Here is a 26,610-nt window from a genome sequence, read left to right as displayed (position 1 = left end):
CCTTCGCTGATGACCTGTCAGCTCGACGCGCTCTGCTTCGACGCGAACGACCCACCTCGGCTGGCGAGGTTCTGGGCCGGTGTCCTGGACTGGGAGCTGGTCGACGACCCGCAGGACGGCGTTGCACTGCTGCCGAGTGACGACACCGGATTCAGGCTTCGGTTTCTGCCGTCCCAGGCGCAGAAGGCCGGCCCGAACTGGACGCACTTCGATCTGACCAGTACGTCCCTGGAAGACCAGCAGAGCACAGTGGCGAGGGCGCTCGAACTCGGCGGCAGGCACCTCGACATCGGCCAGGGGCCGGACGCCACCCACGTCGTGCTCGCGGACCCCGAGGGCAACGAGTTCGACGTGATCGAGCCGGGCAACAACTTCCTTGCCGACTGCGGGTTCGTCGGCGCACTCGCGAGCGACGGTTCGCAGGAGGTCGGCTACTTCTGGAACGCGGCACTGGGCTGGCCGCTGGTCTGGGACCAGGACCAGGAGACCGCGATCCGGTCACCCCACGGCGGCCCGAAGATCACCTGGGGCGGCCCGCCACTGATGCCCAAGACCGGCAAGGAACGCCTGCACTTCGATCTTGCTCCGCCTGCCGACGGTGACCAGCAGGCGGAGGTCGACCGGCTCGTGTCCCTCGGGGCGACACGTGTCGACATCGGTCAGGGCGACGTCAGCTGGGTGGTATTGGCCGACCCCGACGGCCACGAGTTCTGCGTACTGACTCCGCGATAGGCCCGAGTCGCCCCCTCACGCGTGTGCCGCGACGCGCTGGGGCGCGCTGGTCTCGTGCACGAAGCGGTTGATGGCCTCGGCCACCTGGGCCGGCTGGTCGAGGTTGTCGAAGTGGCCGGCGCCGGTCACCCACTCCAGCTTCACGTTCGGGAACCTGCTCTCGGCGTCGCGGAAGAGCCACTGCGGCTGCGAGTCGTCCTCTGTCGCCTGCAGTTGCATGATCGGGAACGGGAAGGTGTCCTCGGCGATCCGGTCCGTGGCCGCAGGCAAGTCCCAGTTGCGGGCGAGGAAGTAACGCGCGACCGCCTCGGCGACGCCCGGCCGGGAGAACTCGTACACGAGGTAGTCGCGATCCTCCGGCCGCAGCCGGGTGGTCATCCGCGGTGGGTAGACCCGGTCGATGAGCTTGCCCGGGTCCTGCAGCTTGTGCCGGCCGAACCAGTAGCTGCGGCAGTACAGCCACTGCGGCTTGAGCCGGTAGAACGTGATCCAGTCCCTCAGCGACTTGGGGCTGGACAGGTCGACCTCCATCCGGACGTACCCGAGAATCCGCTCCGGGTGATTGCCGACGAGCACACTGCCGATGACCGTGCCCCAGTCGTGTGAGACGACATGGAACTTCTTGATGCCCAGGTCGTCCATGAAGTCCAGGGTCTGCCGGGCGACCGTGTGCCAGTCGTAGTTTCGGTCCTCGTGGTCGGATCTGCCGTAGCCCTTCATGTCAATGGCGATCAGGCGGTAGTCGTGGTCCACCAGCGGGAGCACGTGGCGCCAGGAGTACCAGCTTTCGGGCAGTCCGTGCAGGAAGAGAATGACCTCGCCGTCGCGCGCGCCTTCGTCCACGTAATGCCAGTTGAGGCCGTTCACGACCCGGTCCTGGTGGTTGAAGTCGGCGTCGATGCGATCGTGCGCGGCCTGCTGGTACGCCCGAAACTTCACGTACTTCTTGGTCAGGCGCTGTTCGCGAAGGCGGTCGTAAACCTGGGTGTACGCCGCACCCGCGAGGCCTGCGCCCGCCGTCACCAATGCCGCCCGTTTCACCAGCTTGCGCATCGCGATCATCTCCTCGTTCTCGCCGCCACCAAGGCCACACCAACCACCACATCAGCACCGCCGCGGAAGAACGCAGGGCCTTGTGGTGCAGGCATTCCCGACCCAGGTACCGGAAGGAGAGCCGGTTTCAGTGCTGGATCAGCCCGCCGACCGGGACGGGCTCGACGTGGCCGGTGGCCGGCGCGGTCCGCGCCAGCGCGAGGCCGACGTCGACCAGCGACGAACGGCGCAGCCGGGCGACCTCGGGGATCGGAGTCCAGACCGACTCGGCGGTCTCGCCGTTCGGCTCGGGCCGCAGCCGGCCGCCGGTGATGCGGACCCGGTAGAAGACGCCGATGTTCTGGTGCTCGATCCGCCGGCGCGCCTCGGCCGCGGGGATCACCCGGGAGTCCACGCCCAGCAGGCGTTCGACGACCGCATCGCAGCCGGTCTCTTCGGCGACCTCCCGGATCACCGCGTCGAACGGGTCCTCGGCGTGCTCGACCCTGCCGCCCGGGAGAGTCCAGGTGCTGTCGCCTGTCCGCGGTACGTGACGGGCGAGGAGCACCCGCCCGTCCTCGATGCACACGGCGTACGCCGCGAGCCGGAAGCTCGTCTCCGTACCGTCCACCAGCCCCTCCAATGTCCAAGCACTCAGGACGGCATGCGCCGATTATGGGCCGGTCGCCTTCGAGGAGATGCCCCGCCGGCCACGCATCCGGTCTCAGGCTCGTGCGGACTTGTAGGGGTCGGCGATGGTGTGCCGGCGGTGCGCAACGTCGAGCACACCGGCAGGGAAGTGAGGACCGGCAACGTAGTAACGGGCCTTGGTGTTGCCGACGGGAGTGAGCAGCCCTGCTCTGGTCAGGGCCCGGATGTCCCGGACCGCTTGCTGGTTGCTGAGAGCCTCGGCCTTCTCGTAGCGCGACCGGCGTACGCGGCCGGAGATCGCGACGTCGTGCAGTGCCGTGATCTGGCGCTCGGCAAGGTTGAAGCGGTCGGCGTGTTCGGTCAGCGCGATCCAGCAGTCGGTCGAGCGCTGTACGCGGTGCCGAACGCGTTGGGACTGCTCGTGATAGGCGCGCAGATTGAAACGTATCCAGGGAAGTGTCTCGCGGTCGGGGGAATACACCGGCCCGCCCACTTCCCGGAGCACGTTGTAGTACTCCCACGTGTTGCCAGGCAGGCCGAGCCATTCCTCGATCGAGGAGAACTCGGGAGCCACCACTCCCGCCCGGGCGATCAGCAGGGTCTGCAGACTGCGCGACATGCGACCGTTGCCATCCGTCCAAGGGTGAATCTTCACCAGGTTGAGGTGGGCCATGGCCGCACGGACCAACGGATCAGCCTCGAGATCTCCCTGGTTGAGCCAGAAGACCAGCTCCTCCATCAGGTGGGGGACGTCTTCCTCGCCCGGCCCTTCGTACTCGGTGGCGTGCGGATCGCCGGCTGTCGTGATGAAGATCGGCTTCTTCCGCCATCGGCCGGCCGGGTAATGAGGGTGATGATGGCCCTGCAGCATCCAGTGCAGTGCGTTGAGCAAACCCTTGGAGTACTCGAAGTCCTCCACGTCCCACAACGACTGGATGTACGTCATGGTCTGCTGGTAGGCGAGGGTCTCCTTCTTGTTTCGCTCACTCGCGTCGACAGCTTCCCGTTCACCGTCGAGTAGGTCGGCCACATCCACCGGGTCGACGCGATATCCCTCGATGGTGTTCGACGCGGCGATCGCCGAAGCGGTCAACGAGCGCCGAAGGTCTGCAGTCCACTTCATAGGACTGCGCTGCACGACGTCCCGCAGCTCGTGCCTCATGGCGGCGACCTCCTCTAGGACGCTCCGGTCCATGGCGGTCAGCTCGGGCGTGCGATACAGCATGTACGAATGATACCCAGTGCCTATCATGCGTCCAAGTCCTGCCGCAGTGCTGCCCCGTTTTGCCTACTTCGTTCCTTCTGCGGCCTACGCCGGGATAGGTCGGTAGGCCAAGAGCAGACACATTCGGCGACAGCGGGCGACGACGCGTTTACTCTCCCGGCATCACGGCTGCTACATCGGCTGGGCCTATCCGGGGGAGTGCGCATGAAGTCTCGCAGGAACGCGTTGGCCGCCGCGGCGGCCGGTGTGCTGGCCTCGATCGCCACCTTCGCCGCTGGCGGGTCGCCGGCCGCGGCCCAGGTGAGCCCCGCGACCACGGCGGCAGCCGATGCGGTCACCCACGAGGAGAACCCGCGGGTTCCCGAGGGTGCAGCGTGGACCGAGGCGTACTTCCCGTCCTCCGACGGCAGCGGGGTCGAGTTGCACGCCGACGTGCTGCGTCCGGCGCATCTGGCGGCCGACACGAAGACGCCGGTCATCCTCTCGATCGGGCCCTACTTCGCGCATGCGGGGCAGACGGGCCCGGAGGGCTGGGACCGGGTTGGACCGTCCGCACGCTTCCAGGACTTCATTGACGGCGCCCACCTGATGGCACGCGACTACACCTTCGTGATGGTCGACCTGCGCGGCTTCGGCGGCAGCACCGGCTGCCTGGACTGGGTGGGCCCGGGCGAGCAGGCCGACGTACGGGCGGCGATCGAATGGTCGGCCGGCCGGCCCTGGTCGAACGGCAGGGTCGGGATGTACGGCAAGTCGTACGACGCGGTGACGGGCCTGGTGGGCAACGACCTCAGGCTGGACAGTCTGAAGGCGGTCGTCGCGCAGGAACCCGTGTGGGACATGTACAACTACCTGTTCAGCAACGGGGTCCCTCGCCCCAACGTCACCGGCACGCCGAACGCGTACAACTCGATCGCCACGATGCCCTCGATGGCCGACGACAGTGAGCGCTACAAGGCGAACGCTGACTACGAGAAGAGCCATCCGGAGTGCCTGAGCGACAACCTGTCCAACAACAACGAACCCGACCCGAACTCGGCGTACTGGAACGCCCGCAACCTGGCGGCACAGGCGGTCGGCACCGACACTCCGCTGTTCGTGACGCAGGGCTTCATCGAGCCCAACACCAAGCCCGAGGACGTCGAGCAGTTCCTCGACAACCACCAGGGTCCCGAGCGCGGCTGGCTCGGCCAGTGGGAACACGTTCGGGGCAACGACACCGACTCCGACGGACGCCTGCTGCAGGGCCGGGCCGGCTGGTTCGACGAGGTGATGCGCTTCTACGACAAGTACCTGCGTGGTGTCGACCCGTCGGTGGCCGATCCCGCATTCGCCGTCGAGGACAGCCTGGGGCACTGGCGGACACAGCCGACCTGGCCGGTGACGACGGCTTCGTACGACGCACGGCTGTCGGCAGGGCGGTACGTCGACAACGGCGCGGCGTCGCCTTCGGGGGCAGCGGCGGCCGCGGGCGCGGACAACGGCCGCTGGGACATGGAGCGGGCGCCGCGGATCCAGCCGCTCTCGCCCGGCGAGAAGGACGCCGCCAAGCGCGGTGCCGCCGCCGCGACGAGCTACTGGGCCTGGTCCACACCCACGCAGCAGAAGCTTCGGCTCACCGGGACGCCGAGGATCACCCTCGCCGCGAACACCAGCGGGAACGTGATGGTGCGGCTGTGGGATGTCGCACCGGACGGCACGGCGACGATGTTCGACGAGAACGTCGCGCTGCTGGCGACCAGGGGCCGGATCTCGTTCGACCTGAAGTCGACCGACTGGACCTTCGAGCGCAACCACCGGTTGGCAGTCCAGATCGGGACCATCAGCTCACGTGGCTGGCGGGACGTTCCCTCCGACCACACGATCCTGGTGTCCCGCGCGCAACTGTCGCTTGACGTTCAGGACCCGGCGTTCGACGTGCCGACCCAGGGTGACCGTTCGCCGTACCTCGACCAGTATCTGCAGGCGAACACGACCACGCTCGACCCGATGCGCGGCACCTTCCCGCTGACCATCTCGCCGAAGCACTGAGGAATCGGCCGCTCGTCAACGGTCGTAGTGGGCGAGGTCGTCGGGGCTGAGGTCCAGGCGGTCACCCAGGACGGCAAGCGCTCGTTCGGTTGCCGTGCGGACGTTCGCATCCGGGTCGTCGGCCAGCCGAAGCAGCGCGGGGACGTGCTCGCGCTCGGCGACACTCGCCATCGCCCGGGCAGCGGCCGCGCGTACGCGCGGCACCGGATGGTCGGTGAGGGCCACGAGCGTGGGCGCGGCGTCGGCAAGCTCACGGTCACCGGAGACGACCGCGCAGTGCTCGACGACCCGCCACGCCTGGTCGTTCAGCCCGTCGAGGACGGCGGCAACCGCCAGGTCGTCCCAGCAGTAGCGCAACGCCCGGGCTGCCCAGACCCGAGCCCAGTAAGGGTTCGGCTCCTTGAGCAGCCAGTCCAGCTCGCCACGAAAGCCCAGCATCCGCAGGAACTCCTCCTCGCCCGCGGGATCCGCGCCACGCAGCAGGGCCGCGCAACGCCGAACGACGTCGACGGATCCGTAGCGGGCGCAGGCCTGCCGAACATGCTCCCGCGGCGACTGCCGAGCATTCATGACGTCGACCCTAGTGCGCCGAGTCGATCGCAGGGCCGATCACTGGGTTGATCCCGGGGCTGATCACCGGGCTGATCACGGGGTCGACCTCGGCACGGATCAGGCGTCGGTAGGTGCCGACGTCCAGAACCCGCGTACGTACGTGGTGGCGAAGGCGGCGTGCGCGCGCCAGCCTCGGACCGGCCGCGAAGAACCCGCGCGCGGCATCCCGGTCGCGACGCAGCGCCGGTTGCATGTAAGCAGGCCGATGGACGGCGGCCTGCAACAGCCCGTCGGCAAGGCGAGAGCTCGTCCCGGACAGGAAGCGGTGCAGGTCGTCGCGAATCCGCGCCGGGGCAGCAACGGTGAACGACGCGGGCGCCGATCTGGTGATCGAGGCCGGCACGTGCCGGCCGTCCCCTGCAGCCGCCCACAGCAGACGAAGGAAGGCGGTGTAGCCGTCGCTGCAGGTGACTCCGAGCCGGGAGCCCATTCCCTTGCCCAGGTGAGGGAAACAGCCATAGGCGCGCCCCGCCTTGGGAACGACGGGTTCCAGCGTGAAGCCGAGCGTCCCTTCCGCCGTCTCGGTCACCACGACGTACGGGACGTGGGCGTCCTTCGAGGTCAACCCCGGTGAGCGCAGGTCCGGGTCGGCGTTGAACGGCGGGCGAAGTGCGAAGATCAGCTCCTCCTCCCGCCAGAACGCGGCCTCCTCGTCGGCGGCAGGCTCCCAGACGACGCGGCGTACGAGGTCGTACCTCTGGTGCAGCCGCGAGACGGGTGCCTTCGTCGCCGCGTGCTGCCCCAGCCGCTGACGCAGACTGGTCGCCTTGCCGACATAGAGAATCTCGTCGTTCTTGTCGAGAAAGAGGTAGACGCCCGGGTGGCGAGGCGCCTGCGCGGCGGCCGTTCTCAGCACGCCGAGCCCCACCTCGCCCCAGCCGTTCGTCTCGGTCACTGTTCGAGGTCCGAGGGCGGCAGCCAGCAGATGCAGAACGGGTGGCCGGCCGGGTCTGCGTAGATCCGAACACCCCTGTGCGCTTCGGCATCGTCCCTGGCCCGCAACACCCGCCCGCCGAGCTCGAGCACCTTCTGGTGCGCGGACTCGAGGTCCGCGGTGTAGAAGTCGAGATGGATCTGCTGTTGCGGAGTGCCGTCGGGCCAGTCGGGCGGGATGTGGTCCGGCGCGTGCTGGATGGCGAGCGCCCAGCCGCCGTCGACCCAGACGTTGTGCCACCGGTCGTCACCCTTCACAGTGCCGTCGAGCAGCCCCGCCCAGAAGGCGCTCTCCGCGCCAACATCCGCCGCGTCCAGGACGATCTGCCGGTACTTGAATCTCATGCCGGGACGATAGACGTGTTCGCGGCCGGATCCTGGCCGCGAAGCAGGAGAAGATGACGGTCATGGATCCGTCCGTACGCCTGCTCCGGCTGCTGTCGTTGTTGCCGTCCCGGCCCTGGTGGTCCGGCCAGGAGCTGGCGGACCGGCTGAGCGTCTCGCCCCGCACGCTGCGCAGGGACATGAACCGCCTCCGCGAGCTGGGCTACCCCGTCCAGGCCACCGGCGGGCAGGCCGGTGGTTACGCGCTCGGGGCGGGAGGCAGGCTGCCGCCGCTGTTGCTCGACGACGAGGAGGCGGTCGCGACCACGCTGGGGCTTCAGCTGACCGCGGCGAGTGCGGTCGCGGGTATCGAGTCCGCCGCCGTCGCCGCGCTTGCCAAGCTCGTCCAGGTGCTGCCGCCGCGGCTACGCGAACGGGTGCGGGCGCTGCAGGAGGCAACGGTCCAGGTGCCGGCGCCGCCACAGCTGCCCACCGTCGACCCCGCCGTGCTCACCCTGCTCGCCATGGCGTGCCGGCGCACCGAAGGAGTCCGCTTCTCCTACACCGACCACGGCGGGCGGGTCAGTACGCGCGACGCGGCACCGCACCAGATCGTCCGGTCCGGAGGGGGGTGGTACCTCGTCGCCATGGACCGCAACCGGCAGGAGTGGCGTACGTTCCGGATCGACCGGATCGCCGGGCCGGAGCTCACTGGTCAGCGTCACAAACTCGCGGACCCGCCGGACCCGCCGGACGCGGCGGCGATGGTGCTGGCGGCGACGAGGCTTGCCATCCGGAGGTACGAGGCGCGCATCCTGCTCGACCTGGAGTACGAGAAGGCGGCGCGTGCGTTCCACGCCCAGATCGTCGAGCCGGTGCCGGAGGGCCGGACCGTCCTGCGGGTGGCCGCCGACGACCTCGCCTCGCTCGCGGCCTACGCGGCCGGTCTGTCGTACGACTTCGAGGTACTCGACCCGCCGGAGCTGCGCGTCGAACTACACCGCCGGGCGCTGGAGATCGCCACCCGGCACGCGCCCCCGTCGACCGCTCGCTAGGAGGATCGTGAGGTGACCGGCGCGGCGGAGGCGGTCCAGGAGGGCAGCCACAGATCGTCGGTCTCGTCCGCCTCGCGCCGACTGCGAAGGTAGTCGAGCAGCATCGGCAGGGCCTCGTGCGAAGTGTGCGCGGACCAGAGCGGGTAGAGCGGATACACCGGCGCCGGCGCCACGACGGGGATCCGTCGCAGGTCGTACGCCGCCGGCCACAGGTAGCGGCTGCCCTGACCGACGAGGGTGGCCAGACGTGGTGAGTCGGCGAGTTCGTCGAGGAGCGCCTCGTTGCCGAAGTTCGGCGCAACGGAGTCAATCGTCAGCCCGAAGGTGGCCGCGAGTTCGCGGTAGTAGGCGCCGGGCTCGCTGGTGGGCGGCATCGGGAACATCCAGATCGGGTGGTCCACCAGCTCGGCAAGGGCGACTTGACGGTGGTCCGCGAGCGGGTGGCGAGGACCGACCAGTAGCTCATGCCGGTCGTACAACACCTTGCCCGCGCGAAGTGGGGCCGGCGGACGGCCGGCGGTCGCGGCGAGCGCGCGGAACGTGAGGTCGACAGTTCCGTTGGCGAGCGCGGTCAGCGCGTCGTCGCTGTCGAGGACCGGCAACGTCACGACGTCCAGGTCGATCTCGGGGTGTTGCCGGTGGAACGCCCGCAACAGCATGGCGGGGGCGATGCGCCGGTTCAGCACGTCCACGCGCAACGCCCGGCGGGCCGGCAGCACGGACGCGACCGCGCGGTTCTCGACGCGCAGAAGTTCGCGGGCGTGCGGCAGGAAGGCCTGCCCGTCGACGCTGAGGCGTACGCCCTTCGGGCCGCGTACGAACAGCCGTACCCCGAGATCGCGCTCGAGCGTCGCGACCCGCCTCGACACCGCCTGCTGGGTGATGGCCAGCTCGTCACCGGCCGCCTGGAACTGGCCGTTGTCGGCGACGGCCACGAACGTACGCACGGCGTCCAGATCCACCGCCCGAACCTATCGCCATGACCCGTCACAGCTCCCCACAACTCCTCGGAACTCCTCGGAACTCCTCACAACGTTCGGTTGTGCACGCTTCGCGTGTCGGTTGTTTGGCTGATCGGCCCGCGGTTCGGTTGGCTACCGTCCGGACAGCGCGCCGTTTGTCCATCACGGGTTCGCAGGGGAGTGCGACAGTGCGGTCGTTCGGGAGTCTCGGCAGGCGCTTCGGCTGGTTGTGGGCCGCGTACGCCGTCAGCGCGTACGGGACGTGGCTGGGGTTCGGGGCGTTCTCCTTCATCGCGATCAGGGTGCTGCACGCGAGTGCCGCCGAGGTGGCCGCGATGTCGGCGGCAGGGCTCGCGGTCGGTGCGCTGGTGGCCGTGCCGATCGGCCCGTGGGTGGAGTTCCGGCGCAAGCGCCCGGTGATGATCACGATGGACCTGGTCCGGTTCGGGGCGCTGGCGTCGATCCCGGTCGGCTACACGCTCGGCGCCGTGAGCATCGTCCAACTGGTCTGCGTCTCGATCGTGTTGTCGGCGGCCAACATCGCGTTCACCGCCGCCGGCGGCGCGTTCCTGAAATCCCTCGTCGAACCTGCAGACCTGCTGACGGCCAACGCGCGGTTCGAGTCCACCACGTGGTCGGCCAGCGTCGTCGGCCCGACCGTCGGCGGTGCGGCGATCGGGATCTTCGGCCCGGTCGTGACCATCGCCGCCGATGCCGCCAGCTACCTGCTCTCGGCTCTTGGCATCGCCGCGATCGGTGGTACGGAACCCGCTCCGGCCGGCCCGTCGTCCCGGCCCACCCTGGCCGGTCTTGCCGAGGGCTGGCGCTGCATTCTGCACCACCGGCCGCTGCGTCGCCTGTTCCTCAACTCGGTGGTGGTCAACGGCCTGATCATGGCCGGTGAAGCGCCGCTGGCCGTGCTCATGCTCGGCGAGCTCGGCTTCCCCGCCTGGCAGTACGGACTCGCGTTCGCCGTCCCCTGCGTCGGCGGCCTGATCGGCTCCCGGCTGGCCCGCCCACTCAGCGGTCGCTACGGCAGCAACACCGTCCTGCGCGTATTCGGAGCGCTGCGATGCGTGTGGCCACTCGGGCTCGTACTCGTCGGGCCCGGCCTGCCGGGCCTGGTCGTCGTGATCGCGGTGGAGCTGGTGCTCATCGTCTGCTGCAGCCTCTTCAACCCGGTCAGCGCCACCTACCGGCTCCAGGCCGTCGACCACGGCCGCGTCTCCCGCGTACTGGCCGCCTGGTCGGTGACCAGCACCGCGACCAGGGCCGTCCTGATCGCGGTGTGGGGAGTCCTCGCCACCGCCACCGGCCCACGCTGGGCTCTTGCCGCCGCCGGTGTGCTGCTGCTCGCCACGCCCTTCGTCCTGCCCGTCGGCGCAGGGGACGACCGCACCCGCCGCACGAGACCGCGACGTGCGCGTTCGACCGTCGCAGCGGGGCGCGAGGACTGGCCTCGGGGCTAGGCGACCTCGCGGCTGTCGTACTTCTCGCGGTTGGTGCGCACCTCGTCCATGTGTGCCTCCGCCCACTTCTTGATGTCTCTTATCACGAGGTGGAGCGACAGTCCGAGGTCTGTCAACTCGTACTTGACAGTGACCGGAACGGTCGGCGTCACCGAGCGGGTGACCAGGCCGTCGCGTTCGAGGGAACGCAGCGTCTGGGTGAGCATCTTCTGGCTGACGCCGGCCAGCCGGCGGGAGAGTTCGGAGTAACGCATCGACCGCGGCTCACCGGCACGCTCGCCCTCGCGGTGCGGGCCGCCGCTGCCCAGCGCGGCCAGGACCAGCGCGACCCATTTGTCGGAGATCCGGTCGAGCAGTTGCCGGCTGGGGCAGCCGGCCAGGAACGCGTCGTACTCCACCTTCGCCTGTGCCCGCTTCTGGGCCGCGGTCTTCGTCGGCATCCGCACGTCCCTCCTCGCTGAACCTGCTGACCTCGAACCCTGCTGAGGTTGCTGGTCGGTGAGTTACGCACTTCCAGGTGCGTACTTCCTTCTGGAGAGTAACCCATCCAGGGTGGAACGCAAGCCAGCCGAACGCAGTTCACGAGGAGCAGACCATGAGCACCGCGACCTTCCGTACCGCCGTCGTCCGCGTCCCGAGCGGACCCGACTCGATCGAGATCGTCGAGGTTCCGGTCACCGAACCCGGCCCGGGCGAGGTCCGCGTCCGGGTCGCCGCCGCGGCGATCAACCCCGTCGACCTCGGCGTCGCGGGCGGCTTCTTCCACTCGATCGGCATGATCAACCAGCCCGAGCGCACCGGCCTGGGCTGGGACTTCGCCGGCACCGTCGAGGCCACCGGTCCTGGGGTGGACCTGCCCGTCGGCACCCGGGTCGCCGGAATGGTGGCCGGCTTCGACCGCGACTTCGGCACCTACGCCGAACAGCTCGTCGTACCAGCCGCCGACGTCGCTGTCGTGCCCGACGGGCTCGAACTGACCGCGGCGTCGACGGTGCCGCTCAACGGCCTGACCGCCGGCCAGATCTTGGACCTGATCGGCGATGCCCCTGCGCCCAACGGCGGCAACCGGCTGCTGGTGACCGGTGCCGCCGGCGCGGTCGGGGGATACCTCGCGGTGCTCGCGCAGGACCGCGGCTGGCAGGTGACCGGCCTCGCCAGAGCCGAGGACGAGAAGTTCGTACGCGGCCTCGGTGCCGACTTCACCACGCAGGCCGAGCCCGGCTGGGACGCCGTCGCCGACGCCGCGGTCCTGCAGGAGAACGGTCTGGCTCTGGTCGGTGACGGCGGGATTTTCGTCGGAGTCCGGCCGAACGCCGCACCGCCCGCGGAGCGCGGGATCACCTCGCTGGCCGTGGAGGTGCACGCCGACAGCGCCCGGCTCCGCGAGCTGCTCACCCGTACCGCGTCCGGTGAGCTGCCGGTCCGGGTGCACGCGGTGGTGCCGCTGGACCAGGTGGCCGACGCCCATCGGGCCGTGGCCAAGGGCGGCGTACGCGGTCGTTGCGTCCTCACGCCCTGACCGGCGCGCCGCAGACGGTCGGCGTCAGGCGAGCGCCTCGACCTCGCTGAGCTGCCCGTCGACGATGTGCAGGCGGCGGTCGCACCGCTGGGCGACGTCGGCGTCGTGGGTGGCAAGAAGCACGGCGGCGCCGTGGTCGGCGGCCCCGAGGATGGCGTCCAGGGCGACGTCGCGGTGGGCGGGGTCCTGCTCGGCGGTCGGCTCGTCGGCGAGGAGTACGGCGGGGCGGGTGGCCAGCGCCTGGGCCACCGCCACCCGCTGTTGCTGCCCGCCGGAGAGCTCCTCGACCAGATGCTCGGCCCGGTCGCTGAGCCCGACCAGCCGCAGTGCCTCGGCAGCTCGGGTTCCGGCATCGCCGGCGGGTACGCCGGTGGCGCGCAGTGCCAGCTCGATGTTCTCCGCGGCCGTGAGCAACGCCACCAGGGCGTACCCCTGGAACACCATGTGCACCCGGCGGCGCAACCGAGCGCCGTGCTGGCCCAGCGGCCGGCCGTCGAGGGTGACGGTGCCCGCGGTGGGGGCGGACAGCCCGGCGAGCACCGCCATCAGGGTGCTCTTCCCGGAGCCGGACGGGCCGGTCAGCGCCACCCGCTCCCCGCCGCGTACGGCGAGGTCGATGCCGCGGAGGATCTCCTGCCCGCCGCGGGCGAACCGCAGCCCACGCCCGGTCAACTCGACCCCGGCCGGTCCCATCCCGTGCGCCTCGGTGGTCACGTTCGGTCTCCTTCCAGCCCGGGCCGGCCCCGCGACGCCGAGCGCAGCCACGATCCCGCCTCCAGCCGTCCGTCGTGGATGGCGTACTCGGTGTCCAGAGCGTCGCTGACGTGCCGGTCGTGGGTCACGACGACCAGCGCGGTGCCCCGTTGTTCCCGGGCGGCCAGCATCAGCGAGATCACCGCGTCGCCGGTCCGGCGGTCCAGCTGGCTGGTGGGCTCGTCGGCCAGCAGCAGCGCCGGCCGCCCCGCCAGAGCGACCGCCAGCGCGAGTCGCTGCTGTTGCCCTCCGGACAGCAACCGGGCCTGCCGGTCGGCGTGCTCGTCCAGCCCCACCGACTCCAGCAGCTCGACCGCCTCCGCGCGCCGCTCGGCCCGGGTCAGCGTCCCGGAGCGCTGCGCGAACGCGACGTTCTGCCGGGCGGTGGCGTACGGCAGAACGTTGCGGCCGGGCGTCTGCAGCACCATGCCCAGCTTGCGGGCCCGCAGCCTCAGCAGTGCTCGCTCCGACAAGGAGACGACGTCTTCCCCGTCCACCGCGATCCGTCCCGCCGTCGGGCGCACGAGTCCGGCCAGCAGCGTGAGCAAGGTCGACTTGCCCGCCCCCGACGGGCCGACCAACGCGACCGCTTCCCCTTGCCGCACACGGAGTTCGACGTCGTTCAGCGCGGTGACCTCGGTGCCCTCGTCGTCGCGGTACACGTGGGTGAGCCGCTCACACAGCACCGCGGGTACGTCCACGGTCATGCCGGTGCCTCCCGCAACTGGTCGAACCTCGATGTACGCAGCAGGTTGATCGAGCTGGCGGCGACGACCACGGCGAGCACCGCCACCACGGCGACCACGGTGACGAGCACCGGACCGGAGTGCAGGCCGTACAGCATCGGCGGCGCGGCCGGGATGTCGGCGAACTCGGGTACGACGGGTACCGCCAGCACCGCGCCCACGATTCCGGCGGCGACGCCCACCCCGATGCCGAACAGCATCAGCAGGCTCTGTTCGGCGTACAACGCGGTGAACAACGTGGCCCTGCGCAACCCGAGCGCGGACATGGCGGCGAGTTCGTACGTGCGCCGGCGGCCGGTGAGGTGCAGGTGGAGCACGGCCCCGCCGGCGGCCAGCAGCGCGCCCAGCCCAGCGCCGGCGAGGAACAGCAGGATCGCCAGGGCCGGCCCCTGTCGTTCGTAGAGCGCGGTCTGGTGCGCCGCCGAACTGGTGTCCAGGATGGCCACCCCGGCGTTCTCGAGCCGGCGCGGGAAGGTGTCCAGCGCGTTCGGTGCGAGCCAGACCGTCTCGCTGGTCACGGTGTTGAACCCGTGCGCGGCGCGTTGGGCGTACGTACGGTCCACGATGACGCCGTGTGCGCCGACGCCGGGCATCGCCGGTCCGGCCGCGACCGAGCGCACCGGCAGGGACTGCCCGTTCAGCCCTGCGATGTGCACCCCGTCGGTGGGGGTCGGGCCCGACGACAGTGCGGGCAGAACCGCCGGGGTGTCGGCGATCCGCCAGATCGGCGTGTCCGCGTCACCGGCGTGCATGGTCAGCGCGAGTCCCGAACCGGTCGGCGTGGCCGCGGTCGCGCCCTCACCCGTCGGACGCCACGCCCGCGCGTCGGACAGGTGCGCGGGGACGGCCTGCCAGCCGGCGTCGGTCCGGACGGACACGCGGCTGAGCACCAGGGTGGCGCTGATCGGGTAGAAGGCGGCGGCCGGCCGGTCCACGTGGACGCCTGCCAGCCGGCACCCGCCGGCCGGGCAGGGCAGGTCCGCGGTCAGGGTGTTCGTGCCTTCGTGGACCGTGCCCAGGTTGAGCGGCGCGAGCCCGCCCTCGGCCTGGGCGACGTCGGCGACCAGCACCGGCGGCCGGGCCGCGGACACGTGCCGCGCCCGCACGGTCACCCGGATCTGGTCCCCGGCGAGCTTCACCGGCGAGGCCACCCTGGCGGTCAGCCGTTCGGTGAGCCGGGGCAGCGCTGCCGGGCCGAAGTCCCCACGCCAGAAGGCGATCCGGGCGAACCGCTCCGGTTGTACGCCGAGCAGTTGGAGTTGGTCCGAGCCGCGGTACTCGGTGGCCGCGCTGACCGCGGTGGCCTGCGTGCCCGAAGGGTCGAGCCGGTCGACGATGTCGGCCAGGTCCTTGCCCGGCGGAGGACTCACGGTGAGCACCTCCGCGGCCCCGACCTCGGTCCAGGCCCGGTCGTGCGCGTTCGCCCGGGCCACCGACCAGGCGTCCGTCGCGAAGGCCACCAGCCCGAACGCCACCGACAGCACCAGCGCCAGCCGCAGCGTCGTCGGCCGCCGGCCGATGTGGCGTACCGCCAGGAACCTCCCGAGACCACCCCGCCGCCGGGTGAGGCCGAAGCCGGCCCGGCACAGCCCGGGCAGGACGCGCGAGCCCACGAGGGCGGCGGCGAGTACGACGAGCCCCGGCGCGAGCAGCGCCAGGACGCTGGGGGAGCCGGGCTCGGTGCCGACCGCGCCGCGGCGGGCGAGCACCACCAGCCCGCCGACCGACGCCAGCCCCACCACCACGTCGATGGCCCAGGGGCGGGACCTGGCACGCCGGGTCGCCCGACGCCACTGCTCGACCACCGGCCGGCGCAGCGTACGGGACCCGGCGAGCACCGCGGCGGTGGCGGCGCCGAGGCCGGCACCGAGCGCGGCCAGTCCGGAAGACGCGGTGAGTACGACCGGAGTGCCCGGCGCGAGGTTGAGCGCGGCGAGCCCGGTCACCCCGCCCAGCGCCAGCACCAGCCCGATCGGCACCGCCAGCGCGACCAGCATCAGGGTGTCCAGTAGGCCGAACGCGACGGTCCGGCCCGACGGAACCCCGCGCAGCTTGGCGAGGGCCACCTCCGGGCCCCGGGCCTCCGACGCGTTGGCCACGACGAGGAACAGGATCAGCCAGCAGAGCACAAGTAGCTGAACCTCGACCAGCAACACGGGCACCGTGAGCTTGTCCTTGACCTGGGTGGCCTCCATGAGGACCGACAGCATGGCGCTGTCGCTGATGTCGCCGTTGATTCCCGAAGCTCCGCTGTAGGTGAGCAGTTCGCGCTTCAGTGCGGGCAGGTCGGTCAGCCGGATCCTGTGCAGGTCGAGGTAGCGGTCCACCGCGCCCGTCGCCTCTGTGTCGGCGGGCTGGGCCCGAAGGGTCGCCAGCGGCGCGAAGATCGCGTCCAGGGTGCCGCCCATGTCGCCGGCCTTGCCGGATCCGGAGTACGCCGCGAAGTACGGGTGCCCGGCCCAGTAGTCGCCGGTCGGGTCCAGCGGCGCGTACACCCCGGCCACGGTGACCCGGCTGCCGTTGACCGTCAGTGTCTCGCCGACGCGCCAGTGCTGCGTGGCGGCGGCGCTCGCGCTGACGATCACCGAACCGGCCCGCTCCGCGCAGTGCCCCTGCACGATCTGCACGTGCGCGCAGAATCCGGAGCGGTAGACCAGCGGCGCAGGGTTGCCCGTCGTCCCCGGCGCACCGACCGACGTCTGCACCTGCAGCGACGCGACCGGAGAGCCCAGCAGACGGTTGAGCGTCGGCACCTGCCGCACCCGGGCGGAGCTGAGGTGCTGGACCTTCGGAAGCGGGTCGGAGCCCACACTGCCGCCGAGATGGTCGTTCATGGTTCGCCCGATCGGCAAAGCCTGGGCGAGGGTGTCCCGCAACACCGACTCCCCGGCCGCCCGCAGGAACAGCGGCCCCGTCACCGCCGCACCCACGACCAGCGAGGCGATCACCAGCACCGCCAGGGACACCCCCCGCCGGAACCACATCCCCCGCAACACGAGCCGCACATCATGCACCCCGGCACCATAGCCCTGTCGGCCCGGAGGAGCCCTGGTAGTTACCCCGTGCACTTGGGGGTCAGGGCTCATGCTCGCCTGCCGCTCGGCCTCGAAGGAGGGAAGACCTACGGGGTCCATTAGGCCCGACAGGTCTTCCCACCGTGCCGCAGGATCTGCACGACGTGCCTTAGGGTGCGGAGATGATCGACGTGCCCGAGCCGTTCGCCCGCGAGACCGTGCATCGCGAAGGCGAAGCAGGTAAGCGATGGATCGCCTCACTGCCCGGACTCGCCGACGAGCTTCTCAAACAATGGGCCTGTACGCCGACCGGACCGGTGATGCACGGCAAGGTCGGCATCGTCGTGCCCGTACGCCGTCACGACGGATCCCCTGCCGTGCTGAAGGTCTCGTTCCCGCACCCCGGCAACGTCGACGAGCCGAACGCCTACGCCACGTGGGCGGGTCGTGGAGCCGTGCAGCTGTACGAGCGTGACGACGCCCGCTTCGCGATGCTGCTCGAGCAGGTCGAGCAAACCACTCTGGTCGACCTCGATGACGACGACGAGGCCGCCGCCGTGTGCGGACGGCTCACCCGCCTGCTCGCGGTGCCTGCGCCGCCTGGGCTTCGCCGGCTGAGCGACCGCGCAGAGGCACAGGAACGCGAACTCCGCACCGCGTCCGACACGCTGATCCGCCATGTGCCACGGCGGGTCGTCGACGCCGCGCTGGCCACCGTCCGGGAGCTCGGGCGCGAGCAACCGGACCTGCTCGTCCACGGGGACCTGCACTACAGCAACGTCGTACGCGCGAGCCGCGAACCCTGGTTGGTCATCGACCCCAAGGGGTTCGCCGGCGACCCGGCGAACGACGCTTTCAGCGTGGTGGTTGGTGGCGCTCAGCGTCAATTGGATGTTGACGAGCTGTGTGCCAACCTGCGACGCCGACTGAAGATCTTCGCCGACGCGGCCGAGCTCGATCGGGAGCGGGTGATTCGCTGGGTGCAGGCGCACACCCTCCTGCATGCGTGCTGGGCGCGCAACGCCTCTGATCCGGAAGGGACGGCCGCGCTCGCCGAACGGGTCGCGACCGCCCTGACCTGAGCCCGGGCAGAGGAGCCCACAAGAGCATCGGCGCGGGAGCCGAAAAAAAGCCGGCGGCCAGGCGATGAGTTGTGGCCCTCGGGCGAGTCGGTGCTGGTGGAATCTCCGGTGTGGAGAGGCTCGTGACGAGGAGCTGAGATGAGCACTGTGGTGATGCACAACGTCGTGTCGGTGGATGGCTTCATCGCCGACGACGTCGACCAGGTGGGCCCGCTGTTCGACTGGTACTCCAGCGGCGACACCGAACTGATCGAGGGCTTCGGCAGTGTTTCGCGAGCCTCCGCTGACTATGTTCGCCCGATGTGGCAGAACCTCGGCGCATTGGTGATCGGGCGCCACCTGTTCGACATCACCAACGGCTGGGAGGGCCGGCCGCCGTCGGGTGAGCACGTGGTCGTGGTGTCCCACCGGCCGAAGCCGAACGGCTGGCATCCGGAGGCGTCGTACCACTTCGTCGACGACGTGGCGAAAGCGGTCGCGCTGGCCGAAGAGCTGGCCGGCGACCGCGTTGTCGGGGTGGCAGCGGGCAACGTCGGCGGTCAGGCGTTCGCCCTCGGTCTGGTGGACGAGGTGGCGATGGACGTCGTGCCGGTCGTGTTCGGGTCCGGCAAGCGGTACTTCGGGGCGGTGGACACCCAGCAGCTTCTGGAGGATCCGGACGTCGTGATCCGCGGTGACAGGGTGCTGCACCTGCGTTACCGGGTCCGGCGCTGACCGCCGGCCTCGAGGTTCAGAGTTTCTCCCAGACGGACACGTGTGTGGTGCTGTCGGCGGTGACCTCAGAGCGGTCCCAGCCGGCCCAGCGATGCGTGAGCTTCATGCCCGCGATACGTGCCATCAGGTCCATCTCGGCCGGCCAGGCGTACCGGAAGGGGATGCGGAAGAAGCGTCCCTTCCCGTCCGGTGTGACGCGGACGTGGTTGGACGTGAACTCCTGCGTCACCACGTCATACTGGTCGAATCCCACGTAGCCACTGCGGTTTCCGTCCGGTGCCACCGTGAACGGCACGGTGTCCTGGCCGGGCGGCAGGCGACGAAGGTCCGGTACGCCCACCTCGATGAGGAACAGTCCGCCGGGACGCAGGTGCGCGGCCGCGTTGCGGAAGACCTCGACCTGCCCGTCCTGCGTGGTCACGTTGCTGATCGTGTTGAACACCAGGTAGACCAGCGAGAACTCACCGGCTCCGTCCACCCGCGTCGTCGTCATGTCGCCGAGGGTCACCTCAACCGCGTCGCCGCCCGGCTTGGCGGTGACCCGCGCCGCCATCGCCTCGCTGAGTTCGATGCCGCTGACCGAAACGCCGCGGGCAGCCAGCGGGGCGGCGATCCGGCCGGTCCCGACGGCGAACTCGAGCACGCGGCCGCCCGCGGCGAGGGCCTGCAGGACGTCCACCGCGGGCGTGATCACCTCGGGTGAGTTCGCACCGCCCGGGTCGTCGTAGGTCGCGGCCACGCTTTCGGGAAACCAGCCGTCCGCGGGGTCGTCGTCGCGCCCGGCAGCAGCGGGATTGTTCTCGTTCACCTCGTCGCTCACGGTCCCCGAGGCTATGCCCGACGGGCGCCGTTCCTCACGTCCTTTTCGGCGGCGTCCTCTTCTGATCAGCGCCGTGCTCGAGCAAGCAACGCGGTGTGGGGGAGGGTCAGCAGGCCGTCCGCGTCGGCGAACTCCGCACTGAACTCGTCGTAGAACCGCTTGATCTCGGCCCGGACCTCGGGCGGCTGGCTCTGGATCAGGTGACCGGTGAATGCCACCCCCGCGGCCGGCCCGTTCCACCACTCCTCGGCGGTGACCCGGTGGTTCCACGCCAGTGTTTCGCAGGACGCCTCCCGCAGACCTGCCGAGTCCAGCAACGCGGTCAGCCCCTGCCCGGTGCGTGCGAAGTCCTCCTCCGGCGGCAGCGGCGGAAGGTGCGGCGGCCGGTGCGCGCCGGCCGCCTGGATGGCCCGGCCGATCAGCGTCTGCCCGGGCGCGGGCGGCGCCGCCCAGATCGTCAGCGCGACCCATCCGTCGCGACCCACCACGCGGCGGAGTTCGGAAAGCGCGAGCCGGGGCTGCCCGACGTGGTTGAGTACGAAGTTGCCCACGACGGCATCGAACTCGCCGTCGCCGAACGGCAGGTCCGGCAGGACGGCGACCCGGCAGTCGGCGGCGGGTGCCGCGGCGCGGGCGAGTTCGACCATGGTGGGTTCGGCGTCCACTGCGGTCACCTTCGTGCCGCGGGCGTACGCGGCGGCGGCGACCGTGCCGGGGCCGGTTCCCACGTCCAGCACCCGAACGCCGGGACCCACCTGGCCCGCGTCGAGCAGGTCCGGGACCGCGTGCGCACACAACCGCGCGAACGTGTCGGCATAGGCGCAGGCCCGGCCCGCCCAGATCTGCCGTTCGCTGTCGTCGAAGGTCGCCACCAACATCACCCAAAGTCCGCATTCGACATGCGCATGATCAACGTCGCGGTTGAGCCTAGGGCAGACCCTGGGGCATGACTCCTCCGGTCCGAGGCGACGTAAGCTCGATCGCATGGCCACCGGCGACGACGGTCGGCAGTACGAACCCAGCCGAACCACTCGTACGCAGCGAATCGCCCTGGCCTTTCGCCAGCGGGCGGGCGAGACGCGCGCGCTCGCCGCCAAGCTGCGTAAAGGGGCCTCGGAGCGTCGCAAGCTCCTGGCGGCGCACGCCGGCGAGGCGTCCGAGAGGCGTGCGCAAGCAGCCGAGGAGCGAACCCTGGCGGGCGACCAACGCGAACGCGCGGACAAGGACCGCCGGCGGGTGTCGCATCTGCGCGGCGTCGCGGCGGACGCGCGCCGCCGGCTGGAGGAGCTGCGCTACATCCAGGCCACCGAACGCATGCACGCGGCGAACGAACGCGACCAGCTCGCCGACCAGCGCGACCGCGAGGCCGACCTTCGTGACCGTGACGCCGATCAGCGGGAACGAGTCGCCGACGAACGCGACAGGTCCTCCGATCTACGCAACCACGAGTCCGACCTGCGCGACCGGATGGCAGACGACCGTGAACGCAGTGCGGACGAGCGCGACCGCGACGCCGACACACGCGACCGCGACGCCGACGAACGCGAACAGGCAGCGGACGAACGCGAACGTGAGGCCGACGAGCTCAACGGTCCCACCGACGAAGGCGAGCGCGCCACACCTCGACCTCGCCGCGCAAGCGACGGTTGACACCGCACCCTCGACACTGTCCCTCGACACCGGGGCCTCGACACCAGCTCGTTCACCCCTGCGTACGGCTCCTCGGCCACAGCTGTGGTTTCCGTCTCGCGGCGAGGTCCTCGACCCAGCCGAAGACCAGCATCGCCACCACCAGGAGCGGCCAGGTGAGCACGTACTTCCACCAGTTCGTCCGCAGGGGAAGGGAGTTCGCCAGCGACGGCACGCTCCACATCCAGTCGATCACCAGGACCGCGGCGATGAGCGCGAGTTCGTGCCACAGGTAGATGGTGACCGCCCGCTCGTTGAACACGTACACCACCTTGTCCACCGGCCACACCCGCCGCAGCCGGCCGAGGTCGCGGGGCCGGAAACGCAACAGCAGCAGGACGAACCCGAACGACCAGTACGCCTGGGCGAGCGGAATGGGCCCCAGGTCGTAGGCCTGCTGGGTCTGGTGGGTGAGGGCGTACCACCCGCCGGCGACCAGCGCGGGCACGGCGAGCGCACAGGTGGTACGCGGCGACAGGCGCGCGATCTGTCCGTTGTGGTGGGCGAAACCCAGCAGCCAGCACGCGCCGAACACGGTCAGGTCGGTGAGGATCCTGCCCAGTGCGGCGGAGTCGCCGGTGTCCAGCACCCCGAGCTGCAGCAGGGAGACCGCCAGCAAGGTCGCGGCGATGAGCGGCACCGGGAGCCGTCGGAAGACGGGCAGGACCAGCGGGGTGAGCAGGACGAACCACAGGTACGCCCGGACGTACCACAGCGGCTCGTTGACCTGCCAGGCCCACTGGTCGAACGGCGGATCGTCCAGCGGCACCACCCACAGCAGCAGCCGTGCCCACCACCCGCCGGCCTGGGACGGGTCGGGCGGTCCCCATCCGTGCAGGAAAATCGCGGGTACGACGAACGCGGCGAAGACGCCGAACGGCACCAGCAGCCGGCGCATCCGGGCGCCGACCACCGCCGGTGCCGCCCTGCGTTCCAGCGACGCGGCCAGCAACGATCCCGCGAGCGCGAACATGACGCCGAGCGAGGGAAAGAGCGGTGTCAGCCAGGGCCAGCCGAACGCGTGGTAGGTGACGATGCGGACCAGGGCCAGCGCGCGGAGCAGGTCGAGGTACCTGTCCCGGCCGACCCTGGTCGCCGGATCAGTCACCAGGGTGGTTCACAGCTTCTTGAGCAGAGCCTGCATCTTCGCGATCTCGGCCGGGTGGTTGGCGACGATCTCCGCGGCCAGCTTCTTCGCCGGCGGATAGAGGCCCTTGGTCTGTTCGACCTTCGCGATGTCGACCGCCTCGGAGTACTGGTGGATCATCGCCTCGACGTACATCTTGTCGAACGCCTTGCCGGAGGCGTGCTGCAGGTCGGACAGTTCGTGCTCGTCCGTCATCATGCCGGGGCTGTGGCTCGCGGACGGCTTTCCCGGGCTGGGCGAACGCGTCATGTGCGGCGTCGCCCCCATCGTTGGCACGGGTTCGCCCCAGGCCTTCAGCCAGGCGGACAGTTCGGCGATCTTCGGCGCGTGGGCGGCCTTGATCTTCGCCGCGAGCGACTTGACCTGCGCGTTGGTCGCCTTCTTGGCGGCCAGGGCGCTCATCGCCACCACTTCCTGGTGGTGCTCGACCATCTCCTCGGTGAACTCCACGTCCTGGGCGTTGTGCTTCCCGGCCGGAGCGGTCACGCCGGCGGGCTGTGCGGGAGTGCTTTTTCCTCCGCCGCATCCGGTGAGGAGCGCCGCGATGCCGATCAGAGCAGCGACCGCGACGACGGAGTACGTGCGTGGCGTCGTTCCCCGTACGACCTTCCGTGCGGCGGTCCGTGCGGCGCTGTTCGCGCTCTTGTGTACGACGTTCCGTGCGGCACCCACGTGGATCTCCCGGTGTCGAGACGAGCAGGAGCGGCGGTGTGCGGACCGTCGTTCCGGCAACACCGGACCCGCGGTCCCCATCGCTCGCGTACCCGTGGAGATCGGCGGGACCCACGGTCGTGGTCCCGCCGTGGTCCTGTGGGATTGGTCCGATCGACCCGGTTGACCTGGTGATCAACTGCCCTGAGGCTGCTCGTCCCGCCGTCCGGTGGGCTCATCGCCGCGACGGCCGGAGCGCGGGCCGCGGCACAGCAGCCCGGCGCCGGCGCCGAGCGTGATTCCCAGCGCCCACCCGGCCACGATGTCGGTGGGCCAGTGCCCGCCGAGGTAGACCATGCAGACCCCGACGAGGGCCGCGCCGGCGGCCAGGGCCAGTGCCCACGGGAATCTGGCCCGCGAGGATGTCCACCTCGTCGCCAGCAGGACCGCGGTCGCCGCGGCAGACGTGAGTGCCGCGTGAGTGGAGGGCATCGACGCACCGGCGAGGTGGACCAGAGCGAGATCCGCGGGCGGCCGGGCCCGGTCGATGACCTCCTTGAGCAGCCTCGCCGCGACGCCGGCGGTCGCCACCGCCAGTACGACCGCGGCGCCCTGGCGGTAGGCGCGCCTCGCCACCACGACCAGGACGGCGAGGAGAGCGATGACGGCCAATGCCGCAGGGGTGGTCCCGATCCACATCAGTGTCCGGGCGGCGCCGGTGGCCCAGTCGCTGCGGTGCGCGGTGATCAAGTGCATGAGCCGGTCGTCCACCCAGCCACCCACGGCTCCACCGTCCTCCCCGCCGGGCGCGCGACGATCTGCCCGCCGGATGAATCGTGCCGTACGCCGGCAGGCCCCGCCAACCGACACCCGGGGCGAAGGGGCGGCGCCGTCGGCCCTCGCCTTCGGTACGCCTTCTATGCGAACATATGTTCGTGACGGTGGACGCGACCATCCTGCACGCGGACCTCGACGCGTTCTATGCCTCGGTCGAACAGCGTGACGATCCCAGCCTGCGTGGTCGCCCGGTCATCGTCGGTGGCGGTGTGGTGCTGGCCGCCAGTTACGAGGCCAAGGCGCACGGCGTGCGCACCGCCATGGGTGGTGCACAGGCCCGGCAGTTGTGTCCGCAGGCGATCGTCGTACCACCCCGGATGTCCGCCTACTCCGAAGCCAGCTCGGCGGTGTTCGAGGTGTTCGAGCAGACGACTCCGCTGGTGGAGGGACTGTCGATCGACGAGGCGTTCCTCGACGTGGGCGGGCTCCGGCGGATCTCCGGCGCACCGGCCGACATCGCGGCGAAGCTGCGGCGCGACGTGCTCGACCAGGTGGGTCTGCCCATCACGGTCGGGGTGGCCCGGACCAAGTTCCTCGCCAAGGTGGCCAGCGGTGTGGCCAAACCTGACGGGCTGCTCGTGGTGCCGCCCGACGGTGAGCTGGACTTCCTGCATCCGCTGAACGTCGGCCGGCTGTGGGGAGTGGGGGAGGTGACCGCGAAGAAGCTGCACGACCGGGGGATCACCACCGTCGGCCACGTCGCCGAACTCCCTCAGTCGGCGCTGGTCGCCATGCTCGGTCAGGCGGCCGGCCGGCACCTGCACGCGCTTGCCCACAACCGCGACCCCCGCCCGGTGCGGGTGGGGCATCGCCGGGGATCGGTCGGTGCGCAGCGCGCACTCGGTCAGCGGCCGAGATCGACCGAGGAGGTCGACGCGATCCTCATCGGACTGGTCGAGCGGGTCACCCGGCGGATGCGTTCGGCGGGCCGCACCGGCCGCACCGTCGTGCTCCGGTTGCGGTTCGCGGACTTCTCCCGGGTGACGCGGTCGCACACCCTGTCACACCCGACCGCCCAGACGAACGAGATCCTCCAGGCGATACGCGGGTTGCGGGCAGCTGCCGCGCCGATGATCGAACGCCGCGGGCTCACCCTGGTCGGCGTGGCCGTCGGCAACCTCGACGACGACAGCGCGGTCCAGTTGGCGTTGCCGTTCGACCGCACGCGGCACGACGCGCTCGACGAGGCGGTCGACAAGGTTCGGCGGCGGTTCGACTCCGGCGCGGTGACCAGGGCCGCGTTGCTCGGCCGCGACCAGGGCATCTCGGTCCCGCTGCTCCCCGACTAGGAAGCGTTGCTGCCCCGGGGCCGGAGGCGGACCGGCCGTTCAGTCGGTCAACGCGTACACGCTATTGCGGTCGCGGGTCATCACGCCCACGTCGACCATCAGCCGGCGCAGCGTGGCGACGTCCTCGTCGACCTCCCGGACGATCTCGTTGACCTCGGCCTCGGTGTAGGAGACGCCGGGGTCGAAGAAGCTTCCGAGGAAGTACGCGAGGTCGTCCAGGTGCGCGTCCTCGACCGGAAAGCTGGTGAGCCGGCCGTGGGAGAACAGCTGCCGCAGGTGCGGAAAGCCTTCCAGCCGGCGTACGACCGGGTTGATCCCGTCGAGTTCGTGCGCGGCCTCGCGAAGCTGGTCCACCCGCACCTCGATGCGTGGTCCGTCGGCCGCGATCAGGCCGACCGCGGTGAGCCGTCCGTACAACCTCGCAGTGTTTCGCGGGTCGAGTCCCAAGGCCTGCCCGCACCGGCTGACCGCGCCGCGCTCGCCGGGTTCGCGTTCCAGCATCCAGCCGAGCATCCGCACCGCGTCCGGATCGGCGAGCGCCGTCAACAACGACGCCGCCGTCGCCAGCACGGACGTTGGCGTCGCCTGTGCCGTAGCCGAAGGAGCCTGGACCATCCTCGCCCCACCTCGCTCGTGCTGCCTGGTGCGTTCGCACCGACTCGTCCGTTCGCACTGTCTCGGCACGCCAGCATGGTGAGCGCAGCGGCGTCCCGGCAATCGGTTATCGGTAGGCACGCGCCGGGCGACCCGCCGATCTGTCCTGATTCAGACCGATCCGCGCTAATTCGACACCAATACGCACCAATACGCACCAATACGCACCAATCCACGCCCCCGTCGGCTCCGAACTACCGGCGTACCGGCCGGGCTGCTGGGAAAGCCCGGGGTCGCAGCCTGGCCGGCACCACGCCGGCACCGGCCGGCGGTCGCCGATCCCGTTTGCCCGGAGCCCGCAGCCGGGTCGGCGGCCGGTCCACGTGGAGACGACCGGAAGGAACAACATGAGTGATTCCACTCGCCGCGGTTTCCTGGTGTTCGCAGGCGCCAGTGCCGCGGCCACCGTCGGAGCTGCCGCCGTCGGTGCGCCCGCTTACGCGGACCGGCGAAACGACGCCGCCGCGGCTGCGCAGCCCACCGGCACCGAACTGACCGCGGCCGACCTGGCCGACGCGGAGTCGTTCGTCGTGCACGTGAAGGACATCAGAAAGGGAGAGATGGCGATCATGGTCGGCGACCGTGAGGTGCCGATCGTCGACCGTGCGCTGGCCGCCAGGCTCGCCGGCGCGGCCACGGCCTGACCCCGCCCGTCCCGGACGGGTCGCG

General features: G+C 70.5%; 27 protein-coding genes. 10 read left to right on the top strand and 17 right to left on the bottom strand.

The annotated features are described in order from the left end of the window. The first annotated feature begins 9 nt into the window (after positions 1 to 9). Positions 10 to 732: a VOC family protein gene (locus F4554_RS26890; protein ID WP_179790162.1), complete on the top strand. Its 723-nt coding sequence runs from the start codon at positions 10 to 12 to the stop codon at positions 730 to 732. Positions 733 to 747: 15 nt separating this feature from the next. Here F4554_RS26890 and F4554_RS26885 read toward each other — a convergent pair whose 3' ends face one another. The 3 genes from F4554_RS26885 to F4554_RS26875 all read right to left on the bottom strand — a co-directional run bounded on the left by F4554_RS26885 (position 748) and on the right by F4554_RS26875 (position 3,640). Beyond that, entirely contained in the window at positions 748 to 1,785 is a 1,038-nt protein-coding gene (locus F4554_RS26885) for an alpha/beta fold hydrolase (RefSeq protein ID WP_179790161.1), read from the bottom strand. Positions 1,786 to 1,912: 127 nt separating this feature from the next. Then, entirely contained in the window at positions 1,913 to 2,395 is a 483-nt protein-coding gene (locus tag F4554_RS26880; protein WP_179790160.1) for an NUDIX domain-containing protein, read from the bottom strand. A gap of 93 nt (positions 2,396 to 2,488) precedes the next feature. Further along, positions 2,489 to 3,640 (bottom strand): Fic family protein, encoded by a 1,152-nt coding sequence (locus F4554_RS26875; RefSeq protein WP_179790159.1) that lies wholly within the window; start codon positions 3,638 to 3,640, stop codon positions 2,489 to 2,491. 204 nt (positions 3,641 to 3,844) lie between these two features. Between F4554_RS26875 and F4554_RS26870 the strand changes: the two genes are divergently transcribed. Beyond that, positions 3,845 to 5,671 carry a CocE/NonD family hydrolase gene (locus F4554_RS26870; RefSeq protein WP_179790158.1) on the top strand — a complete coding sequence of 609 codons (1,827 nt, stop codon included), beginning with the start codon at positions 3,845 to 3,847 and terminating at the stop codon, positions 5,669 to 5,671. Positions 5,672 to 5,686: 15 nt separating this feature from the next. On the opposite strand, the gene F4554_RS26865 is transcribed toward F4554_RS26870, so the two are convergent. Genes F4554_RS26865 through F4554_RS26855 form a run of 3 tightly spaced genes read right to left on the bottom strand, consistent with a single transcriptional unit; the run spans position 5,687 to position 7,561 of the window. Continuing rightward, positions 5,687 to 6,241: a HEAT repeat domain-containing protein gene (locus F4554_RS26865; protein WP_179790157.1), complete on the bottom strand. Its 555-nt coding sequence runs from the start codon at positions 6,239 to 6,241 to the stop codon at positions 5,687 to 5,689. A gap of 10 nt (positions 6,242 to 6,251) precedes the next feature. Then, positions 6,252 to 7,178, bottom strand: coding sequence for a GIY-YIG nuclease family protein (locus tag F4554_RS26860; protein ID WP_179790156.1), 927 nt, complete (start codon positions 7,176 to 7,178; stop codon positions 6,252 to 6,254). After that, entirely contained in the window at positions 7,175 to 7,561 is a 387-nt protein-coding gene (locus F4554_RS26855; protein WP_179790155.1) for a VOC family protein, read from the bottom strand. Before F4554_RS26855 ends, F4554_RS26860 begins: the two co-directional genes overlap by 4 nt. A 53-nt stretch (positions 7,562 to 7,614) precedes the next feature. Here F4554_RS26855 and F4554_RS26850 point away from each other — a divergent pair, with 53 nt between their 5' ends. Beyond that, positions 7,615 to 8,595: a helix-turn-helix transcriptional regulator gene (locus tag F4554_RS26850; protein WP_179790154.1), complete on the top strand. Its 981-nt coding sequence runs from the start codon at positions 7,615 to 7,617 to the stop codon at positions 8,593 to 8,595. Here F4554_RS26850 and F4554_RS26845 read toward each other — a convergent pair. Further along, on the bottom strand, positions 8,592 to 9,557 hold the full coding sequence (locus tag F4554_RS26845) for a LysR family transcriptional regulator (RefSeq protein WP_179790153.1): 966 nt from the start codon (positions 9,555 to 9,557) through the stop codon (positions 8,592 to 8,594). The two genes, F4554_RS26850 and F4554_RS26845, sit on opposite strands and share 4 nt — an antisense overlap. 188 nt (positions 9,558 to 9,745) lie before the next feature. On the opposite strand from F4554_RS26845, the gene F4554_RS26840 reads away from it, so the two are divergent. After that, positions 9,746 to 11,026 (top strand): MFS transporter, encoded by a 1,281-nt coding sequence (locus F4554_RS26840; protein ID WP_202889479.1) that lies wholly within the window; start codon positions 9,746 to 9,748, stop codon positions 11,024 to 11,026. On the opposite strand, the gene F4554_RS26835 is transcribed toward F4554_RS26840, so the two are convergent. Beyond that, positions 11,023 to 11,466 carry a winged helix-turn-helix transcriptional regulator gene (locus F4554_RS26835; protein WP_179790151.1) on the bottom strand — a complete coding sequence of 148 codons (444 nt, stop codon included), beginning with the start codon at positions 11,464 to 11,466 and terminating at the stop codon, positions 11,023 to 11,025. The genes F4554_RS26840 and F4554_RS26835 overlap by 4 nt on opposite strands. Before the next feature lie 155 nt (positions 11,467 to 11,621). Here F4554_RS26835 and F4554_RS26830 point away from each other — a divergent pair, with 155 nt between their 5' ends. Next, positions 11,622 to 12,545, top strand: coding sequence for an NADP-dependent oxidoreductase (locus F4554_RS26830; RefSeq protein WP_179790150.1), 924 nt, complete (start codon positions 11,622 to 11,624; stop codon positions 12,543 to 12,545). A gap of 24 nt (positions 12,546 to 12,569) precedes the next feature. Here F4554_RS26830 and F4554_RS26825 read toward each other — a convergent pair whose 3' ends face one another. From F4554_RS26825 to F4554_RS33860, 3 genes are read right to left on the bottom strand one after another with little or no spacing between them, the layout of a single operon-like run. Then, complete coding sequence (locus F4554_RS26825; RefSeq protein WP_202889478.1) at positions 12,570 to 13,259, bottom strand: ATP-binding cassette domain-containing protein; 690 nt, start codon at positions 13,257 to 13,259, stop codon at positions 12,570 to 12,572. After that, positions 13,256 to 14,005 carry an ABC transporter ATP-binding protein gene (locus F4554_RS26820; protein ID WP_179790149.1) on the bottom strand — a complete coding sequence of 250 codons (750 nt, stop codon included), beginning with the start codon at positions 14,003 to 14,005 and terminating at the stop codon, positions 13,256 to 13,258. Before F4554_RS26820 ends, F4554_RS26825 begins: the two co-directional genes overlap by 4 nt. Further along, positions 14,002 to 17,058, bottom strand: coding sequence for an FtsX-like permease family protein (locus F4554_RS33860; RefSeq protein ID WP_179790148.1), 3,057 nt, complete (start codon positions 17,056 to 17,058; stop codon positions 14,002 to 14,004). Before F4554_RS33860 ends, F4554_RS26820 begins: the two co-directional genes overlap by 4 nt. 182 nt (positions 17,059 to 17,240) lie before the next feature. Between F4554_RS33860 and F4554_RS26810 the strand changes: the two genes are divergently transcribed. Further along, the gene (locus tag F4554_RS26810; protein WP_179790147.1) at positions 17,241 to 18,140 is read left to right on the top strand and encodes an aminoglycoside phosphotransferase family protein; all 900 of its coding nucleotides are present in this window, start codon (positions 17,241 to 17,243) and stop codon (positions 18,138 to 18,140) included. Positions 18,141 to 18,278: 138 nt separating this feature from the next. Continuing rightward, positions 18,279 to 18,854 carry a dihydrofolate reductase family protein gene (locus F4554_RS26805; protein ID WP_179790146.1) on the top strand — a complete coding sequence of 192 codons (576 nt, stop codon included), beginning with the start codon at positions 18,279 to 18,281 and terminating at the stop codon, positions 18,852 to 18,854. Between the two features lie 16 nt (positions 18,855 to 18,870). Here F4554_RS26805 and F4554_RS26800 read toward each other — a convergent pair whose 3' ends face one another. Both F4554_RS26800 and F4554_RS26795 read right to left on the bottom strand, forming a co-directional pair. After that, positions 18,871 to 19,674, bottom strand: coding sequence for a class I SAM-dependent DNA methyltransferase (locus tag F4554_RS26800; RefSeq protein ID WP_337796216.1), 804 nt, complete (start codon positions 19,672 to 19,674; stop codon positions 18,871 to 18,873). 65 nt (positions 19,675 to 19,739) lie between these two features. After that, positions 19,740 to 20,552, bottom strand: coding sequence for a class I SAM-dependent methyltransferase (locus tag F4554_RS26795; protein WP_179790145.1), 813 nt, complete (start codon positions 20,550 to 20,552; stop codon positions 19,740 to 19,742). 106 nt (positions 20,553 to 20,658) lie between these two features. Here F4554_RS26795 and F4554_RS26790 point away from each other — a divergent pair, with 106 nt between their 5' ends. Then, complete coding sequence (locus tag F4554_RS26790; protein ID WP_179790144.1) at positions 20,659 to 21,324, top strand: hypothetical protein; 666 nt, start codon at positions 20,659 to 20,661, stop codon at positions 21,322 to 21,324. A 52-nt stretch (positions 21,325 to 21,376) separates the two neighbouring features. Here the strand turns inward: F4554_RS26790 and F4554_RS26785 are convergent, their stop codons facing one another. The 3 genes from F4554_RS26785 to F4554_RS26775 all read right to left on the bottom strand — a co-directional run bounded on the left by F4554_RS26785 (position 21,377) and on the right by F4554_RS26775 (position 23,917). Then, complete coding sequence (locus tag F4554_RS26785; RefSeq protein ID WP_337796215.1) at positions 21,377 to 22,471, bottom strand: acyltransferase family protein; 1,095 nt, start codon at positions 22,469 to 22,471, stop codon at positions 21,377 to 21,379. A 9-nt stretch (positions 22,472 to 22,480) separates the two neighbouring features. Further along, positions 22,481 to 23,182, bottom strand: a complete 702-nt coding sequence (locus tag F4554_RS33285; protein ID WP_179790143.1) for a DUF305 domain-containing protein — start codon at positions 23,180 to 23,182, stop codon at positions 22,481 to 22,483. 174 nt (positions 23,183 to 23,356) lie between these two features. Next, positions 23,357 to 23,917 (bottom strand): phosphatase PAP2 family protein, encoded by a 561-nt coding sequence (locus F4554_RS26775; RefSeq protein ID WP_179790142.1) that lies wholly within the window; start codon positions 23,915 to 23,917, stop codon positions 23,357 to 23,359. Positions 23,918 to 24,102: 185 nt separating this feature from the next. On the opposite strand from F4554_RS26775, the gene dinB reads away from it, so the two are divergent. Next, positions 24,103 to 25,287: a DNA polymerase IV gene (gene dinB / locus F4554_RS26770; protein WP_337796214.1), complete on the top strand. Its 1,185-nt coding sequence runs from the start codon at positions 24,103 to 24,105 to the stop codon at positions 25,285 to 25,287. Between the two features lie 39 nt (positions 25,288 to 25,326). Here the strand turns inward: dinB and F4554_RS26765 are convergent, their stop codons facing one another. Next, the gene (locus tag F4554_RS26765; RefSeq protein ID WP_179790140.1) at positions 25,327 to 25,902 is read right to left on the bottom strand and encodes a DUF2087 domain-containing protein; all 576 of its coding nucleotides are present in this window, start codon (positions 25,900 to 25,902) and stop codon (positions 25,327 to 25,329) included. A 386-nt stretch (positions 25,903 to 26,288) separates the two neighbouring features. Here F4554_RS26765 and F4554_RS26760 point away from each other — a divergent pair, with 386 nt between their 5' ends. Then, entirely contained in the window at positions 26,289 to 26,585 is a 297-nt protein-coding gene (locus tag F4554_RS26760) for a hypothetical protein (protein ID WP_179790139.1), read from the top strand. Positions 26,586 to 26,610 lie beyond the last annotated feature (25 nt).

The sequence above is a fragment of the Actinopolymorpha rutila genome (genome assembly GCF_013407855.1).
GTDB classification, from domain to species: Bacteria; Actinomycetota; Actinomycetes; order Propionibacteriales; family Actinopolymorphaceae; genus Actinopolymorpha; species Actinopolymorpha rutila.
The sequence above is the reverse complement of the archived record's forward strand: the minus strand, read 5'-3'. Positions and strand labels throughout refer to the sequence as shown.

What these genes read in the sequence shown, in the direction of transcription:
- F4554_RS26765 (WP_179790140.1), bottom strand. Translation starts at nt 25,902, where the DNA reads ATGGTCCAGGCTCCTTCGGCTACGGCACAGGCGACGCCAACGTCCGTG.
- F4554_RS26820 (WP_179790149.1), bottom strand. Translation starts at nt 14,005, where the DNA reads ATGACCGTGGACGTACCCGCGGTGCTGTGTGAGCGGCTCACCCACGTG.
- F4554_RS26790 (WP_179790144.1), top strand. Translation starts at nt 20,659, where the DNA reads ATGGCCACCGGCGACGACGGTCGGCAGTACGAACCCAGCCGAACCACT.
- F4554_RS26805 (WP_179790146.1), top strand. Translation starts at nt 18,279, where the DNA reads ATGAGCACTGTGGTGATGCACAACGTCGTGTCGGTGGATGGCTTCATC.
- F4554_RS26855 (WP_179790155.1), bottom strand. Translation starts at nt 7,561, where the DNA reads ATGAGATTCAAGTACCGGCAGATCGTCCTGGACGCGGCGGATGTTGGC.
- F4554_RS26850 (WP_179790154.1), top strand. Translation starts at nt 7,615, where the DNA reads ATGACGGTCATGGATCCGTCCGTACGCCTGCTCCGGCTGCTGTCGTTG.
- F4554_RS26760 (WP_179790139.1), top strand. Translation starts at nt 26,289, where the DNA reads ATGAGTGATTCCACTCGCCGCGGTTTCCTGGTGTTCGCAGGCGCCAGT.
- F4554_RS26875 (WP_179790159.1), bottom strand. Translation starts at nt 3,640, where the DNA reads ATGCTGTATCGCACGCCCGAGCTGACCGCCATGGACCGGAGCGTCCTA.
- F4554_RS26890 (WP_179790162.1), top strand. Translation starts at nt 10, where the DNA reads ATGACCTGTCAGCTCGACGCGCTCTGCTTCGACGCGAACGACCCACCT.
- F4554_RS26775 (WP_179790142.1), bottom strand. Translation starts at nt 23,917, where the DNA reads ATGCACTTGATCACCGCGCACCGCAGCGACTGGGCCACCGGCGCCGCC.
- F4554_RS26810 (WP_179790147.1), top strand. Translation starts at nt 17,241, where the DNA reads ATGATCGACGTGCCCGAGCCGTTCGCCCGCGAGACCGTGCATCGCGAA.
- F4554_RS26830 (WP_179790150.1), top strand. Translation starts at nt 11,622, where the DNA reads ATGAGCACCGCGACCTTCCGTACCGCCGTCGTCCGCGTCCCGAGCGGA.
- F4554_RS26885 (WP_179790161.1), bottom strand. Translation starts at nt 1,785, where the DNA reads ATGCGCAAGCTGGTGAAACGGGCGGCATTGGTGACGGCGGGCGCAGGC.
- F4554_RS26795 (WP_179790145.1), bottom strand. Translation starts at nt 20,552, where the DNA reads ATGTTGGTGGCGACCTTCGACGACAGCGAACGGCAGATCTGGGCGGGC.
- F4554_RS26870 (WP_179790158.1), top strand. Translation starts at nt 3,845, where the DNA reads ATGAAGTCTCGCAGGAACGCGTTGGCCGCCGCGGCGGCCGGTGTGCTG.
- F4554_RS26865 (WP_179790157.1), bottom strand. Translation starts at nt 6,241, where the DNA reads ATGAATGCTCGGCAGTCGCCGCGGGAGCATGTTCGGCAGGCCTGCGCC.
- F4554_RS26835 (WP_179790151.1), bottom strand. Translation starts at nt 11,466, where the DNA reads ATGCCGACGAAGACCGCGGCCCAGAAGCGGGCACAGGCGAAGGTGGAG.